The following is a 14536-nucleotide window of genomic DNA, read 5'->3' as shown; positions in this document are numbered from 1 at the left end:
GTGCGCGGCGCGCGGCGCGGCGCACCCCCGTTCCCGAGCCGGTTGCGGCTCGTTCGGCACCGCCGGGCCCCGCCGTCGGGGTTCTCGCCGTCGCGGCGGGATGTGGGGGCCTGCCGCCCCCACGACCCCGACCCCCGTGCGCGGCGCGCGGTGCGCGGCGCACCCCCCGCCCCAGCCGGTTGTGGCCGTTCGGTACCGCCGGGGTCCGACGTCGGGCTTCTCGCCGTCGTGGGGTCAGGGCGGGGGTGGGGTCAGGGCGCTGTCGAGGAGGCGGGACCACTCGGTGATGACGCGGGTGCGGCGGGGGGTGTCGTCGGTGAGGAGGTTGGCGAGGCCGAGGCCGCGGGCCATGTCGAGCAGGCCCTGGACGGTCTCGCGGACGCCGGGGACGCCCTCGTCGGCGCCCAGGAGCTCCAGGGCCGTGCGGTGGGTCTCGCGGCCTATCCGGGCCTCCAGGGCGGCGACGCGGGCGGCCAGCTGTTCCTCGTGGGAGGCGGCGACCCACAGCTGGAGGGCGGCGCGGAAGAGCGGGCCGGTGTAGAGGTCGACGAGGGCCTCGACGATGGTGCGGGTGCGGGCGACGGAGCCGGCCGGCGGCAGCTTGGCGGCCAGGGCCTTGAGCGCCTCCTGCCGTTCCTCCGCGACCTGCTCCACCGCCGCCGTGAAGAGGTCCTCGCGGGTCGGGAAGTGGTGCTGCGCCGCCCCGCGGGAGACCCCGGCCCGCTCGGCGACCGCCGCGACCGTGGAGCCCGCCCAGCCGTGTTCGGCCAGGCAGGCCACGGCCGCGGACAGCAGCCGCCGCCGGGTGGCCCGGCTGCGGTCCTGTTTGGGCGGGCTCGCCGTGCGGCCGCCCGGCGCGGTGGCCCTCACTCCGTCCACCACGGGTCCCTCCGTTCCAGGAAGGCCCGCATGCCCTCGCCCGCCTCGGCGGAGCCGAACAGCTCCACCGACCGCTCGGCGTAGCGCTCCGCGTCCCGGTCGAAGGCGCGCAGCACCCCCTCCGTGGTCAGCCGCTTGGAGGCGGCCAGGCCCTGCGGGGAGCCCCGGCGGAGCCCGTCCAGGACCGGGGCCAGCGCCTGGTCCGGGTCGCCGTCGGCGAAGGTGACGAGGCCGATACGGGCCGCCTCCGCCGCGTCGAAGCGCTCCCCGGTGAGGTAGTAGCGGGCGGCGGCCCGGGCGTCCAGGCGCGGCAGCAGGGGCAGCGAGATCACCGCCGGGGCCAGCCCCAGCCGGGCCTCGGTGAAGGCGAAGCTCGCGGCGGGCCCGGCCGCCGAGATGTCGCAGGCGCCCAGCAGCCCCAGCCCGCCCGCCCGGACGTGACCGGTCACCCGGGCCAGCACCGGCTTGGGCAGCTCCACGATGGCGCGCAGCAGCGCCACCAGGTCGAGCGGGCCGGTGGGGCGGGGCTCTCGTAGGTCGGCACCGGCGCAGAAGGTGTTGCCGGTGTGGGTGAGCAGCACCGCGCGGGTGGCCGGGTCCTCGGCCGCCGCCGCCAGCGCCGCGCGCAGCTCGGCGACCAGCCGGGCGGAGAGCGCGTTGCGGTTGTGCGGCGAGTCGAGGGTGAGGGTGGTCAGCCCCCGCTCGTGCGTGGTCCGCACGAGCGGCGTGGGGGCGGCGTCGGGGGACGGGGCCGGGGCGTCGGTCATGGGGTGGTCGGACTCCCTTCTCGGGTGTACGGGCACCGCCGGCGCGACGGGGCGCGCCGGCGGCGGGACGGCGAGGGGACGGCGGCGCTTACGGAGCCATCGGGCTCCCCTCGCTGGTCGCGTCGCCCGTCACATCACAGGTCACCTCGCTGATCGTGCGCTCCCGGGCGCGCAGCTCGCGGCGCAGGATCTTGCCGGCGGCGGAGCGCGGCACGACGGTGGTGAACTCCAGGCGACGGACCTTCTTGTACGGCGCCACCTGCCCGGCGACATAGGTGATCAGGTCGGCCTCGCCGATCTCGGCCCCCGGGCGGGGCACGACGTACGCCTTGGGGATCTCGTTGCCGTCGGCGTCGGGCACGCCGACCACGACGGCGTCCGCGACGTCCTCGTGGCCGAGCAGGACGGCCTCCAGTTCGGCGGGGGCGACCTGGTAGCCCTTGTACTTGATCAGTTCCTTGACCCGGTCGACGATGTACACCCACCCCTCCGCGTCGATCCGGCCGACGTCGCCGCTGTGCAGCCAGCCGTCGGCGTCCACCATGGCGGCGGTCTCGGAGGCGCGGCCCAGATAGCCCTTCATCACCTGCGGGCCGCGCAGCCAGAGCTCCCCGGTCTCGCCGACGCCCAGCTCGCGTCCGCCGCCGTCCACCGCGACGATCCGCATCTCGGTGTCGGGCAGCAGCTTGCCGACCGTGCCGGGCGGCACCTCCTCGGCGTACCGGGGCACGCAGTGCGAGGACGGCGACAGCTCGGTCATGCCGTACGCCTGGAGCACCCGTGGGATGTCCAGCCGGCGGGCGCAGGCCGCCGCCAGTTCGGCGTCCAGCGGCGCGGCCGAGCACATCACGTACCGCAGCGAGGAGAGGTCGTGGTGGGGTACGGCCGGGTGCTTGGCGAGCGCCAGCACGATGGGCGGGGCCACATACAGCGCGGTCACCCGGTGTTTCTCGACGGCGCCGAGGAACTGTTCCAGGTCGAAGCGGGGCAGCACGACCACGCTGCTGCCGTTGCGCAGCGGGGCGTTCATCAGCGCCGTCAGTCCGTAGATGTGGAAGAACGGCAGCACGGCCAGCAGGCTGTCGTCGGGTTCGGCGGGGATCACGGCGTTGAGCTGCGCGAGGTTGGTGGCGATGCTGCGATGGGTGAGCATCACGCCCTTGGGCACTCCGGTGGTGCCCGAGGAGTAGGGCAGCACGGCGATGTCCACGCCCGGGTCGATCTCCACCACCGGCTCCGGGGCGGTGCTCTCCAGCATGTCCCGTACCGACCGGTGGCCGGGCGCCCGGTCGCAGAGGAAGATCTCCCGTACCCCGCCCACCTGCTCGGCCGCCTGCCGGGCCACCTCCAGCAGCGCGGCCACCGTGACGATCCACGTCGCCCGCGAGTCGCGCAGCTGCGCGGCGAACTCGGCGGCGGTGGCCAACGGATGGACGGGGGTGAGGGCGGCGCCGGTGCGGGTGACGCCGTAACAGACCATCGGGTAGACGACCGAGTTGGGGCTGTGCAGCGCGACCACGTCGCCCTTGCGCACCCCGGCGTCGGCGAGCGCGGCGGCGATGCGGCGGGTGTGGTGGTCGAGCCGGGCGTAGCTGACGACGGTGCCGTCCAGCCCGTCGATCAGCGCGGGCCGCTCGCCGTACTCGGCGGCGCGGCCGAGTACGGCGTCGTGGATGGGTTCATCGACGGGCGGGACGGCGGGGTAATCGCTCCGGAACACCATGGCTCGCTCCTCGGGTGTCGGCGGTTCGACGGTCGACGGATACGGCGCTTTCGTAAGGCTGTGTATGGACCGTCCCGGCCGTTTCGCGCAAGCGGCGCGCACTCGCCAGACGCGATGTGCTCAGTACGACTTGGGGAGCCCGAGCGTCTGGTGCGACACATAGTTGAGGATCATCTCCCGGCTGACCGGCGCGATCCGGGTCACCCGGGCCGCCGTGACCAGCGAGGCCAGGCCGAACTCCGTGGTCAGACCGTTGCCGCCGAGGGTGTGCACGGCCTGGTCGACGGCTTTCACCGCCGCCTCCGCCGCCGCGTACTTCGCCATGTTGGCGGCCTCGCCCGCGCCCGCGTCGTCGCCCGCGTCGAAAAGTCGGGCCGCCTTCTCCGTCATCAGCCGGGCCAGCTCGAGGTCGATATGGGCCTGCGCCAGCGGGTGGGCGATGGCCTGGTGGGCGCCGATGGGCTGCTTCCACACCTGACGGGTGCGGGCGTACTCCACCGCCCGACCCAGCGCGTAGCGGCCCAGCCCGATGGCGAAGGCGGCCGTCATGACCCGCTCCGGGTTGAGCCCGGCGAAGAGCTGGTCCAGCCCCGCGTCCTCGTCGCCCACCAGCGCGTCCGCGGGCAGCCGCACCTCATCCATGACCAGCTCGAACTGCTTCTCCGGAGCGGTCAGTTCCATCGGGATGCGATGGTGGGAGAAGCCGGGGGTCTGGCGCTCCACGATGAACAGGCAGGGCTTCAGCGTGCCGGTGCGGGCGTCCGCGGTGCGGCCGACGATCATCGTGGCGTCGGCGGCGTCCACCCCGGACACGAACACCTTGCGGCCGGTGAGCAGCCAGCCGCCGTCCGGGGCCCGTCGGGCGGTGGTGGTGATCCGGTGCGCGTTGGAGCCGGCGTCCGGCTCGGTGATGCCGAAGGCCATCCGGATGCGGCCGTCGGCGATGCCCGGCAGCCAGCGCCGCCGCTGCTCCTCGGTGCCGTAGCGGGCGATCACGGTCCCGCAGATGGCGGGCGAGACGACCAGCAGGAGCAGCGGGCAGCCGGCGGTGCCCAGCTCCTCCAGGACGATCGCCAGCTCGGCGATGCCCGCGCCCCCGCCGCCGTACGCCTCTGGCAGGTTGACGCCGATGAAGCCGAGCTTGCCGGCTTCGGCCCACAGTTCGTCGGTGTGCCCGCCCTCGCGGGTGCTGGTGAGGAAGTAGTCGCGGCCGTAGCGCGCGCCGAGGGCGGCGACGGCGGTGCGGAGGTCGTTGTGCTCGGTGATGCCGATGCTGATGCTCACGATGGCTCCTCCTCGGTTGCTGTGGCGCTGTACGGGGCGGCGCCGTGGGCGCCTCACGTCTCGGCTCGCTCCGGCACCACCACCGCCAGCAGCGCGCCGACCTCGACCTGCCGGCCGGGGGTCGCGTGCAGCGCGGCGAGGACGCCGTCGGCGGGTGCGGTGATCTTGTGTTCCATCTTCATGGCCTCCAGCCACAGCAGCGGCTGCCCGGCCGTCACCCGGTCCCCCTCGGCCAGACCCTCCGCGATCCGCACCACGGCCCCCGGCATGGGCGCCAGCAGCGAGCCGGGCTCGACGCGGTCCTCGGGGTCGGGGAAGCGGGGCAGGGCGGTGAGGGCGTAAGAGCCGGTGGCGGTGTCCACGTACACCCGGTCCCCGTACGCCGAGATGGAGAAGCGCCTCGTCACACCGTCGACTTCGAGGGTGACCCCCTCGGGCGCGATGCCGACCACCGCTACCCCCTGAAGATCCTCCGGCATCGGCCCCCGGCGGGTCACGCGGTAACGGACCTCATACTCGTCCCCGCCGGGCTCATGGCGATAGCTCCTGCGTCGCGGCTGGGAGGGGAGGTTCCGCCAGCCTCCGAGTCGGGCCGGGAGTCCGCCGGCGCGTCCCCGCCCCGCGGCGTCCGCCAGCGCGGCGGCCAGCGCCGCGAGCCGGACCGGCCGGTCGTCGGCGTCCGGGGCGGTCAGCTCCGCCAGATGCCGGCCGTAGAAGCCGGTGTCCACCCGGGCGGCCAGGAAGTCCGGGTGGCGCAGCGAGCGGACGAGGAGGTCGCGGTTGGTGACCGGGCCGTGGATACGGGCCCGCTCCAGGGCGTGCGCGAGCCGGCGCACCGCCTCGGCACGGGTGGGGGCCCAGACGACGACCTTGGCCAGCATCGGGTCGTAGTGGGTGCCGATCACGTCCCCGTCGGCATAGCCGGCGTCGACCCGCGGCGCCGCGGCCGGCGACGGCGGGGAGCCGGGGCCGCAGGGGTAGGGGTCTGGACGCTTTCGTATATTTGTGGGGAAAGAGCGCTCAGCCACCGCGTGTTGGGGCGATCCCCCGTAAATATACGGTCCAGACCCCTGCCCCGGAGGCCCCTGCGGACCAGCGCCCACACCGCTCCCGCCCCCGCCCCCGCCCCCGCCCCCGCCCCCGGCCGAGCCACCCGGCACGGAGAGCGCGTACAACGGCCCCGCCTGCGGCGCCCACCCGCGCGCCGGGTCCTCCGCGTACAGCCGTGCCTCCACCGCGTGCCCGGCGGGCGGCGGCGGTGCCGCGGGCAGCGGTTCGCCCTCCGCGATCCGCAGTTGCAGCGCCACCAGGTCGAGGCGGAACACCGCCTCGGTCACCGGGTGTTCGACCTGGAGCCGGGTGTTCATCTCCAGGAAGTACGGCCGGCCGTCGGCCGTCACGAGGAACTCGACGGTGCCCGCGCCCACGTAGCCGATGGCGCGCGCCGCCGCCACCGCCGCGCCGTGCAGCGTCTCGCGGAGCTCCTCGGCCAGCCCCGGCGCCGGGGCCTCCTCGATCACCTTCTGATGGCGGCGCTGGAGGGAGCAGTCGCGGGTGCCCAGCGCCCAGGTGGTGCCGATGGCGTCGGCGAGGATCTGCACCTCGACATGGCGGCCGCGCTCCACATACGGCTCCACGAAGACCTCGCCGTCCCCGAAGGCGGCCGCGGCCTCCGCGGCGGCGGAGGCGACCTCCGCGGGCAGCGCCGCGAGCTCGCGCACCACGCGCATCCCGCGCCCGCCGCCGCCCGCCGCGGCCTTGACCAGCACCGGCAGCCGCTCGGCGGTGATCCGCTCCGGATCCAGCGGGGCGAGCAGCGGCACCCCGCACCGGGCCATGAGCTCCTTGGCGCGGGTCTTGGAGGCCATGGCCTCGATCGCTTCGGCGGGCGGCCCGATCCACCGCAGCCCGGCAGCGGTCACCGCCCGCGCGAACTCCGCGTTCTCGGAGAGGAATCCGTAGCCGGGGTGGACGGTGTCGGCGCCCGCCGCGAGCGCCGCCTTCACCAGCAGGTCGGCGCGGAGGTAGGTGTCGGCGGCCGCGGCGCCCGGCAGCCGCACCGCCGCGTCGGCCTCCCGCACGTGCGGCGCCCCGGCGTCCGGGTCGGAGTAGACGGCGACGGTGGCGATGCCCAGCTCGCGGCAGGTGCGGAAGATCCGACGGGCGATCTCGCCCCGGTTGGCGACGAGTACGGAAGAGATCACGATGGTCCCCTCACATCCGGAAGACGCCGAAGCCGCCGCGGGCGCCCTCGACCGGTGCGGTGTGGATCGCGGACAGGCACAGCCCCAGCACGGTGCGGGTGTCACGGGGGTCGATGACCCCGTCGTCGTAGAGCCGTCCGGAGAGGAACAGCGGCAGCGACTCGGACTCGATCTGCCGCTCCACCATGGCGCGCAGCCCGGCGTCGGCCTCCTCGTCGTACGGTCGGCCCTTGGCGGCGGCGGAGGCGCGGGCGACGATCGACAGCACCCCGGCGAGCTGCTGTGGTCCCATCACGGCCGACTTGGCGCTGGGCCAGGCGAAGAGGAAGCGGGGGTCGAAGGCGCGGCCGCACATGCCGTAGTGGCCGGCGCCGTAGGAGGCGCCGATGAGGACGGACAGATGGGGGACGCGGGAGTTGGCCACCGCGTTGATCATCATCGCGCCGTGCTTGATGATGCCGCCCTGCTCGTACTCCTTGCCGACCATGTAGCCGGTGGTGTGGTGCAGGAAGACCAGCGGGATGTCACGCTGGTTGGCGAGCTGGATGAACTGGGCGGCCTTCTGGGACTCCTGGCTGAACAGCACGCCCTGCGCGTTGGCGAGGACGCCCACCGGATAGCCGTGCAGCCGCGCCCATCCGGTGGTCAGGCTCGGCCCGTACAGCGGTTTGAACTCGTCGAAGTCCGAGCCGTCGACGATCCGGGCGATGACCTCGCGCGGGTCGAAGGGGGCCTTGAGGTCGGCGGGCACGATGCCCAGCAGTTCCTCCGGGTCGTACGTCGGCGGCTCGGCCGGGCCCGGATCGGGGTGTGCCTTGCGCCAGTTGAGGCGGGCGACGACGCGGCGCGCCTGGCGCAGCGCGTCGAGCTCGTCCAGCGCGAAGTAGTCGGCCAGCCCGGAGGTGCGGGCATGCATCTCCGCGCCGCCCAGCGACTCGTCGTCGCTCTCCTCCCCGGTGGCCATCCTCACCAGCGGCGGGCCGCCGAGGAAGACCTTGGCCCGCTCGGCGACCATGATCACGTGGTCGGACATGCCGGGGACGTACGCGCCGCCGGCGGTGGAGTTGCCGAAGACGACGGCCAGGGTGGGGATGCCGGCGGCGGAGAGCCGGGTGAGGTCGCGGAAGAGCGCCCCGCCGGGGATGAAGATCTCCTTCTGGGAGGGCAGGTCGGCGCCGCCGGACTCCACCAGGCTGATCAGCGGCAGTCGGTTGGCGCGGGCGATCTCGTTGGCGCGCAGCACCTTCTTCAGCGTCCAGGGGTTGCTGGCGCCGCCGCGCACCGTCGGGTCGTTGGCGGTGATCAGGCACTCGACGCCCTCGACGGTGCCGAGGCCGGTGACGACGGAGGCGCCGACGGAGTGGTCGCTGCCCCAGGCGGCGAGCGGCGACAGCTCCAGGAACGGGGTGTCGGGGTCCAGCAGCAGCTCGATCCGCTCGCGGGCCGGCAGCTTGCCGCGCTCCCGGTGCCGGGTCGTGTACTTCTCGCCGCCCCCGGCGAGCGCCTTGGCGTGTTCGGCGTCGATCTCGGCGAGCCGGTCGAGCATCGCGGCGCGGCGGGCGGCGTGGTCGGGGCTCGCCGGGTCCAGCGCGGAGGCCAGGACGGTCATGGCAGCAGCACCTCCGGTATCTCCAGGTGGCGGGAGCGCAGCCACTCCCCCACGGCCTTGGCCTGCGGGTCGAAGCGGGCCTGTGCGGCGACGCCGTCGCCCAGCAGCCCGTCGACGGTGAAGTTCAGCGCCCGGAGGTTCGGCAGCACATGACGGACGACGGCGAAGGGTGCCGTCTCCGGCAGCAGCGCCCGGAAGCGGTCCACGGTGAGGGTGTGCGCGAGCCAGCGCCAGGCGTCCTCGTCGCGGACCCAGACGCCCACGTTGGCCGAGCCGCCCTTGTCGCCGCTGCGCGCCCCGGCGACCAGGCCGAGCGGGGCGCGGCGGGTGGGTCCGGGCGGCGGCGGCGGGGGAAGCGGCGGCTCGTCGACGGCGAGCAGCGGCCGGTGGTCGGGGGCCGGGGCGACGGCGACGCGCTCCCCGTCCGGCAGCACCGCGGTGTGCGGCACGGCACCGGCCTCGACGTACGCGGCCTCGAAGACCCCGTACGGGGCGCCCTTGCCGGGCGGGGCGGTGAGGTGGAAGCCGGGGTAGCCGGAGAGGGCCAGCTCCACGGCTGCGCCGCTGACGGCCCGCCCCACCGCGTCCGGGTCCGGGTCGCGGACGGCCAGCCGCAGCAGCGCGGACGCCTCCTCCTGAACGGCCGCGTCGGGGTGGTCGGTGCGGGCCAGGGTCCAGCGGGTCTCGGCGGGCGGGCGGCGGGACAGCGCGTCGTCCATCTGTGTTCGCACGAGCGCCGCCTTCGCCTCGATGTCCAGGCCGGTCAGCACGAAGGTGACCTCGTTGCGCCAGCCGCCGAGCCGGTTGAGGCCGACCTTGAGCTCCGGGGGCGGGGGCTCGCCGCGCACTCCGTCGACGCGCACCCGGTCGGGGCCCTGCCGGGTCAGCCGCACGGTGTCCAGCCGGGCGGTGACGTCCGGCCCGGCGTAGCGCGCGCCGGCCGTCTCGTAGAGCAGTTGGGCGGTGACGGTGCCGACCGTGACCGCGCCGCCGGTGCCGGGGTGTTTGGTGATGACCGCCGAGCCGTCGGAGTACAGCTCGGCGAGCGGGAAGCCGGGGCGGCGGAGGTCGTGGTCCGGGAGGTGTTCCCGGAAGAAGGCGTAGTTGCCGCCGGTGGCCTGGGCCCCGCACTCCAGCACGTGCCCGGCGACGACCGCGCCCGCCAGGGCGTGCCAGTCGTCCGGCGCCCAGCCGAAGTGCGCGGCGGCGGGGCCGGTGACGAGCGCGGCGTCGGTGACCCGGCCGGTCACCACGACGTCCGCCCCGGCCCGGAGACAGGCCGCGATCCCGGCCCCGCCCAGATAGGCGTGGGCGCTCAGCACGCCCCGCCCCCAGCCGCCGCGCGCCAGCAGGTCGTCGCCCTCGACGTGCGCGACCCGCACCGGGATGCCGAGCCGGTCGGCCAGCGCGCGCACCGCGTCGGCCAGTCCGGCCGGGTTGAGGCCGCCCGCGTTGGCGACGATCCGCACCCCGCGCTCCACGGCGAGTCCCAGCCCCTCCTCCAACTGGGCGAGGAAGGTGGTCGCATAGCCGCGGGACGGGTCCTTCAGCCGGTCCCGGCCGAGGATGAGCATGGTCAGTTCGGCGAGGTAGTCCCCGGTCAGCACGTCGAGCGGGCCGCCGGTGAGCATCTCGCGCAGCGCGTCGAAGCGGTCGCCGTAGAAGCCGGAGGCGTTGCCGATCCGCAGCGGGCGGACGGCGTCGGCCGCCCGCCCCTTTGAGGAGGGCCCCTCCGCGGGCGAGGTCGCGTACGCCGGCTCACCGTCGGCCGGCGGCCGCGCGTACGGCGGCGAGGCGCCCCGTGACGGCGGCACGCCCCGGGTCGGGCGCCCGGGACCCGAGGGCGGCGGGCCGCCGGACAAGCGCGGCGCCTTCGGGCCCCGCTCGAAGACGCCGCCCGCCCGCGGGTCGCTCCGCACCGCGGGCCCGGGGCCCGGGGACTTCGGCGCGCCCGCGGACGGCGCCGGCCGCGAGGCGCGGCGCGCGATCGGCCCGGGGTCCGCGTATCCCGCCGCTCCCCCCGCCCGCCCCGGCTCGGACCCCGCGTCGGGGTCTCCCGACCGCGACGACCGCGACGACCGCGACGACCGTGCCGGCCCCGCCGGCCCCGCCGGCCCCGCCGGCCCCGCCGGCCCCGCCGGCCCCGCCGGCAACGGCCGCGGCGAGGTCACGCGGGGGTCCCGGGCGCGGCGCCGGAGGGCGCCCGGCCCTCGCCCGACGGGCCGGCGAACGCCTGGGCGATGTCCAACCACCGTTCGGCGTCGGGCCCTTCGGCGCGCAGCGCCAGGTCGGCGCGGTGGGCGCGCTGGACCGCGAGGAGGCAGAAGTCCAGGGCGGGGCCGGTGACCCGCTGGCGGGCGTCCTCGGGGCCGTACGCCCACAGCTCCCCGTCGGGGGCGGCGAGTTCGACCCGGAACTCCTCGGCGGGCGGGGTGAGTCCGTGCGTGGCGAAGGCGTGGTCCCGGGCGCGCACCCCGATCCGTGCCACGTGTCGCAGCCGCCCGGTCGGCGCGCGGCGTACGCCCAGCGCGTCCGCGATGTCCTCGCCGTGCGCCCAGGTCTCCATCATCCGACCGGTGGCCATCCCCGCCGCGCTCAGCGGCGGCCCGTACCACGGCAGCCGGACGCCCGGCGCCACCCGGGCCAGCGCCTCCTGGACCCGGGACCGGCTCGCCCGCCAGCGCCGCAGCAGCTCAGCCGGGCTCGCCCGGGCGATCTCCCGGGCCGCCCGGTCCACGAAGACGTCGGCCATGGCGAGCCCCTCCGCGGCGTCCCGGGCGAACCCGTCCGGGTCGGTCACCGACTGCACGGCCCGTTCGTCGGTCCAGACGAGGTGGGCGATCTGGTGGCCGACGGTCCAGCCGGGGGCGGGTGTCGCCGTGGTCCACGCCTCCTCCCCGGCCGCCACCACGAGAGCGTCCAACTCCTCGCTCTCGTCCCGGAGATCACCGAGTACGACGTGTGCCTGGGACAACGCTCGCTCCCCTCGTAGGGCCTTGCGCGGACCTCACCGGGAGCCGAGGGTGGCACCGGAACGGGAAACAATCAAGCGTGCTTGCATGATTTTCGGCCGCGCGAACTCAGCTTGCGCGAGGGGGAGTCGGGGGTGCGGGCGCGCTCAGGCGTCGCGCCGTCCACCCTGCGCCCGACCGGCGATGACCACCTCCAGGCCGTCGAGCAGGCTGCGCAGCCCCAGCTCGAAGACCTCCTCGCCGGTGCCGGCGAAGGCGTCCATCGTCATCCTGGCCTGGACCGGATAGCGCCCGGAGTTGATGGCCTTCTCCAGCACCGGCGCCTGGGCGCTCCAGAACTCCTCGGTGCTGACACCCGTCCGCTGCTCCGCCATCGCCGCGTTGAGGAAGCTGCGGGCGACGCCGCTCACGAAGCCGTCGATGACCACGAGCACATTGATCATCTCGCGGTCGTCGAGACCGATCCCGTCCAGGCCGCGCATGGCGAACTCCAACCCGTCCATGGCGTTGGGACCGAGGATGGGGCGGCCCTGGTCGACGTGGATCAGCCAGGGGTGGCGGTGGTAGAGGTCCCAGATGCCGCGCGCCACGTGCTCCATCGTGGCGCGCCAGCCCGGCGGCGCCTCCTCGGGCCCGGCGCCGACCCCGTTGACGTGGTCGATCATCAGATCGAGCAGCTCGGCCTTGCCGGGGATGTAGCGGTAGAGCGACATCGTGCCGACGCCGAGCTCGGTGGAGAGCCGGCGCATGGAGACGGCGGCCAGGCCCTCGGCGTCGGCGATCCGCACGGCGGTGGCCACGATCCGGGACAGGTCGAGCCCGGGCTTGGGGCCGCGGGTGGCTCGCTCTCCGGTGCCCCAGAGCAGCTCCAGGCTGCGGGACACATCGCCGCTTCCGCTGTGTTCGGTGGTCATCTCCCGGTCATCGTAACCCTGGCCCGAAAACTGAGTACGGTGTACGCTGCGAGCGATCTGCATACACCGTACTCAGTTATGGGGGTGGCCGGGTGGCCCCGAGGAACGACAGCGCGGTTCTCACCGAAGGACTGCTGAAGCGGTACGGAGACCGGGCGGCGCTCGACGGCTTCGACCTCGACGTCCCCCACGGCACGGTCTGCGGGCTGCTCGGGCCCAACGGCGCGGGCAAGACCACGGCGGTGCGGATCCTGGCCACGCTGCTGCGGCCGGACGGCGGGCGCGCCGTGGTGGCGGGGTTCGACGTCACACGCCAGCCGCGGCACGTGCGCCGGAGCATCGGGCTGACCGGGCAGCAGCCCGCGGTCGACGAGCTCATGACCGGGCGGCAGAACCTGACGATGTTCGGGCGGCTGTTCCACCTGGACAAGCAGCGGGCCCGGCGGCGCGCGGACGAGCTGCTGGAGCGGTTCTCGCTCACGGACGCCGCCGACAAGGGCGCCAAGGAGTACAGCGGCGGCATGCGCCGCCGACTCGACCTGGCCGCGAGCATGATCCTCGCCCCTCAGGTGCTCTTCCTCGACGAGCCGACCACCGGGCTCGACCCGCGCGCCCGCAACGAGGTGTGGGAGGCGGTGCGTTCCCTGGTCGCGGGCGGCACCACGGTGCTGCTCACCACGCAGTACCTGGACGAGGCCGATCAGCTGGCGGACCGGATCGCGGTTCTCGACCGCGGCCGGAAGATCGCCGACGACACCCCGGACGGACTCAAGCAGGCGATCGGCGGCGATCAGATCGAGGTCGTGGTGCGGGACCCCGCCGATGTGCCGAGGGCGCTCGAGACGGTGGCCCGGGTGGCGGCGGACGGGGCCGCCCGGCCCTCCGCCGACCACGAGAACCGGCGGGTCACGGCCCCGGTGGCCGACCGGGTGGCCGCGCTGACCGAGGTCGCCCGGACGCTGCGGGACGAGCGGATCGCCGTCGAGGACATCGCGCTGCGGCGACCGACGCTGGACGAGGTGTTCCTGCGGCTGACCGGCGAACGGACGGACCAGGACGGGGCGGACGACGACACGCCGGGCCCGGACGTCGCGAACGGCGGCGCTGCGAACCGCGGCACCGCGGGCGAGGGCCCCCCGGACGGCGACACTCCGGACGGCGACACCGCGGGCGACGACATCGTGGGCGACGACGCGGGCCAGGACACGGCGACACGGAAGACCGGGGATCGGGGCGCGACGGCGCGGGACGCGGAGGTGGCCGCATGAGCACCATGGAGATCGAGGACACGAAAACCCAGGTCGCCGCGGCACGGGACGAGGAGATCCGCCGCCTGGCCGCCCCGGACCCGGCCGAGGAGACGCTCCGACGCCGCGCCTACTGGGCGGTGGCGGACTGCCTGACCATCGTCCGCACCGAGCTCACCCACCTGGTCCGGCAGCCGGCCAACATCGCCTGGCAACTGGGCGCCCCGGTGGTCTCGGTGCTGCTGTTCGTCTATGTCTTCGGCAGCGCGATGAAGGTGGGCGACGGCGCCGACTACGAGGACTACGCCCTGCCGGGCATGTTCGCCATGACGATGGCCAACGGCTTCATGACCACGGCCGTCATGGTCGCGGTGGCCAAGGAGCGCGGGGTCATGGACCGCTTCCGCTCCATGCCCATGGCGCCGTCGGCGGTGGTCAGCGGGCGCGGCGTCTCCGACGTGATCGGCGCGGCCGTCGACCTCCTGGTGATGACGGTGATCGCGCTCGCCATCGGCTGGCGCCCCGGCAACGGCCCGCTCGCCACCCTCGCCGGCTTCGCGCTCCTGGTGCTGCTCCGCTTCTCCCTGATCTGGGTGGGCGTTCTGCTCGGTCTGCTGGTCCCCAACCAGGAGACCGCGGGGAACCTCTTCGCCGTCGCCCTCCCCTTCGGGATGATCTCCAGCGTCTTCACCCCGCCCTCGATGATGCCGGACTGGCTGGGCGCCATCGCCCTGTGGAACCCGGTCTCCTCCACCGCCAACGCCATCCGGGACCTCTTCGGCAACCCGCTGCCGGGCGGCGACAGCTGGGTGGAGCAGCACGCGCTGCTGATGTCGGTGGCCTGGCCGCTCGCGCTCACCGTCGTCTTCCTGCCGCTGGCGGTACGGAGGTTCCAGCGGCTGAGCCGCTGAGCGAAGGCGCCCGGGAGCGGGCCGTT

The 14536-nt window shown here is 74.8% G+C and carries 11 protein-coding genes; 2 read left to right on the top strand and 9 right to left on the bottom strand.

The annotated features are described in order from the left end of the window. Positions 1-234 precede the first annotated feature (234 nt). The 9 genes from CD790_RS29985 to CD790_RS29945 form a co-directional block, all read right to left on the bottom strand. On the bottom strand, positions 235-882 hold the full coding sequence (locus CD790_RS29985) for a TetR/AcrR family transcriptional regulator (RefSeq protein WP_260868001.1): 648 nt from the start codon (positions 880-882) through the stop codon (positions 235-237). After that, positions 867-1646, bottom strand: a complete 780-nt coding sequence (locus CD790_RS29980; protein WP_144386509.1) for an enoyl-CoA hydratase family protein — start codon at positions 1644-1646, stop codon at positions 867-869. Before CD790_RS29980 ends, CD790_RS29985 begins: the two co-directional genes overlap by 16 nt. Positions 1647-1734: 88 nt before the next feature. Next, positions 1735-3369 (bottom strand): AMP-binding protein, encoded by a 1635-nt coding sequence (locus tag CD790_RS29975; protein ID WP_144386508.1) that lies wholly within the window; start codon positions 3367-3369, stop codon positions 1735-1737. A 120-nt stretch (positions 3370-3489) separates the two neighbouring features. Then, positions 3490-4653: an acyl-CoA dehydrogenase family protein gene (locus tag CD790_RS29970; RefSeq protein WP_144386507.1), complete on the bottom strand. Its 1164-nt coding sequence runs from the start codon at positions 4651-4653 to the stop codon at positions 3490-3492. Positions 4654-4706: 53 nt separating this feature from the next. After that, positions 4707-6857, bottom strand: a complete 2151-nt coding sequence (locus tag CD790_RS29965) for a biotin carboxylase N-terminal domain-containing protein (RefSeq protein ID WP_144386506.1) — start codon at positions 6855-6857, stop codon at positions 4707-4709. A gap of 10 nt (positions 6858-6867) precedes the next feature. After that, a complete protein-coding gene (locus CD790_RS29960) occupies positions 6868-8466 on the bottom strand; it encodes an acyl-CoA carboxylase subunit beta (RefSeq protein ID WP_144386505.1) in 1599 nt (532 codons plus the stop codon). After that, positions 8463-10154 carry an acyclic terpene utilization AtuA family protein gene (locus CD790_RS29955; RefSeq protein WP_186319303.1) on the bottom strand — a complete coding sequence of 564 codons (1692 nt, stop codon included), beginning with the start codon at positions 10152-10154 and terminating at the stop codon, positions 8463-8465. Before CD790_RS29955 ends, CD790_RS29960 begins: the two co-directional genes overlap by 4 nt. A 479-nt stretch (positions 10155-10633) precedes the next feature. Beyond that, positions 10634-11440, bottom strand: coding sequence for a TIGR03084 family metal-binding protein (locus CD790_RS29950; RefSeq protein ID WP_144386503.1), 807 nt, complete (start codon positions 11438-11440; stop codon positions 10634-10636). Positions 11441-11584: 144 nt separating this feature from the next. Then, a complete protein-coding gene (locus CD790_RS29945; RefSeq protein ID WP_144386502.1) occupies positions 11585-12352 on the bottom strand; it encodes a TetR/AcrR family transcriptional regulator in 768 nt (255 codons plus the stop codon). A gap of 92 nt (positions 12353-12444) precedes the next feature. Here CD790_RS29945 and CD790_RS29940 point away from each other — a divergent pair, with 92 nt between their 5' ends. After that, complete coding sequence (locus tag CD790_RS29940) at positions 12445-13620, top strand: ATP-binding cassette domain-containing protein (protein WP_144386501.1); 1176 nt, start codon at positions 12445-12447, stop codon at positions 13618-13620. Beyond that, positions 13617-14510: an ABC transporter permease gene (locus CD790_RS29935; RefSeq protein ID WP_186319301.1), complete on the top strand. Its 894-nt coding sequence runs from the start codon at positions 13617-13619 to the stop codon at positions 14508-14510. The genes CD790_RS29940 and CD790_RS29935 overlap by 4 nt, the downstream gene beginning before the upstream one ends. Positions 14511-14536: the final 26 nt, after the last annotated feature.

This window comes from Streptomyces sp. SAJ15, from assembly GCF_007595705.1.
Taxonomy (GTDB): Bacteria; Actinomycetota; Actinomycetes; order Streptomycetales; family Streptomycetaceae; genus Streptomyces.
This window is presented reverse-complemented; position numbering and strand designations above follow the sequence as displayed.